Source organism: Acinetobacter sp. WCHA39, from assembly GCF_002165385.1.
Lineage (GTDB): Bacteria > Pseudomonadota > Gammaproteobacteria > Pseudomonadales > Moraxellaceae > Acinetobacter.
On record NZ_NHRP01000064.1, the window covers coordinates 1 to 1,911 of the forward strand.

General features: G+C 50.3%; 2 tRNA genes and 1 rRNA gene. All 3 read left to right on the forward strand.

The window, feature by feature from the left end:
- Positions 1-124: 124 nt before the first annotated feature.
- The 3 genes from CDG56_RS16370 (at position 125) to CDG56_RS16380 (ending at position 1,909) form a co-directional block, all read left to right on the forward strand.
- Positions 125-1,661 (forward strand): 16S ribosomal RNA (locus tag CDG56_RS16370).
- 59 nt (positions 1,662-1,720) lie between these two features.
- Positions 1,721-1,797, forward strand: a tRNA-Ile gene (locus CDG56_RS16375).
- A 36-nt stretch (positions 1,798-1,833) separates the two neighbouring features.
- Positions 1,834-1,909: transfer RNA gene (locus CDG56_RS16380), tRNA-Ala, on the forward strand.
- Positions 1,910-1,911 lie beyond the last annotated feature (2 nt).

Here is a 1,911-nt window from a genome sequence, read left to right on the forward strand (position 1 = left end):
TTGATCGATCGAAAATATTTCATTGATTGAATGGTAAGAATTTCTCGAAGTTTATTTGAGCGAATTTTTAGTCAGAAAATTGATGAGCCAGATTTAGTACTTTTAGTAAAGTACAAATGATTTTAAACTGAAGAGTTTGATCATGGCTCAGATTGAACGCTGGCGGCAGGCTTAACACATGCAAGTCGAGCGGAGATGAGGTGCTTGCACCTTATCTTAGCGGCGGACGGGTGAGTAATGCTTAGGAATCTGCCTATTAGTGGGGGACAACATTCCGAAAGGAATGCTAATACCGCATACGCCCTACGGGGGAAAGCAGGGGATCTTCGGACCTTGCGCTAATAGATGAGCCTAAGTCGGATTAGCTAGTTGGTGGGGTAAAGGCCTACCAAGGCGACGATCTGTAGCGGGTCTGAGAGGATGATCCGCCACACTGGGACTGAGACACGGCCCAGACTCCTACGGGAGGCAGCAGTGGGGAATATTGGACAATGGGCGGAAGCCTGATCCAGCCATGCCGCGTGTGTGAAGAAGGCCTTTTGGTTGTAAAGCACTTTAAGCGAGGAGGAGGCTACTTAGATTAATACTCTAGGATAGTGGACGTTACTCGCAGAATAAGCACCGGCTAACTCTGTGCCAGCAGCCGCGGTAATACAGAGGGTGCGAGCGTTAATCGGATTTACTGGGCGTAAAGCGTGCGTAGGCGGCTGATTAAGTCGGATGTGAAATCCCTGAGCTTAACTTAGGAATTGCATTCGATACTGGTCAGCTAGAGTATGGGAGAGGATGGTAGAATTCCAGGTGTAGCGGTGAAATGCGTAGAGATCTGGAGGAATACCGATGGCGAAGGCAGCCATCTGGCCTAATACTGACGCTGAGGTACGAAAGCATGGGGAGCAAACAGGATTAGATACCCTGGTAGTCCATGCCGTAAACGATGTCTACTAGCCGTTGGGGCCTTTGAGGCTTTAGTGGCGCAGCTAACGCGATAAGTAGACCGCCTGGGGAGTACGGTCGCAAGACTAAAACTCAAATGAATTGACGGGGGCCCGCACAAGCGGTGGAGCATGTGGTTTAATTCGATGCAACGCGAAGAACCTTACCTGGCCTTGACATACTAGAAACTTTCCAGAGATGGATTGGTGCCTTCGGGAATCTAGATACAGGTGCTGCATGGCTGTCGTCAGCTCGTGTCGTGAGATGTTGGGTTAAGTCCCGCAACGAGCGCAACCCTTTTCCTTACTTGCCAGCATTTCGGATGGGAACTTTAAGGATACTGCCAGTGACAAACTGGAGGAAGGCGGGGACGACGTCAAGTCATCATGGCCCTTACGGCCAGGGCTACACACGTGCTACAATGGTCGGTACAAAGGGTTGCTACCTAGCGATAGGATGCTAATCTCAAAAAGCCGATCGTAGTCCGGATTGGAGTCTGCAACTCGACTCCATGAAGTCGGAATCGCTAGTAATCGCGGATCAGAATGCCGCGGTGAATACGTTCCCGGGCCTTGTACACACCGCCCGTCACACCATGGGAGTTTGTTGCACCAGAAGTAGGTAGTCTAACCGCAAGGAGGACGCTTACCACGGTGTGGCCGATGACTGGGGTGAAGTCGTAACAAGGTAGCCGTAGGGGAACCTGCGGCTGGATCACCTCCTTAACGAAAGATTGACGATCGGTAAGAATCCACAACAAGTTGTTCTTCGAAGATGTATCTGAGGGTCTGTAGCTCAGTTGGTTAGAGCACACGCTTGATAAGCGTGGGGTCACAAGTTCAAGTCTTGTCAGACCCACCAAATCTGAAAGATATGTCGTTCATTAAATGATAAGCTGGGGACTTAGCTTAGTTGGTAGAGCGCCTGCTTTGCACGCAGGAGGTCAGGAGTTCGACTCTCCTAGTCTCCACCACG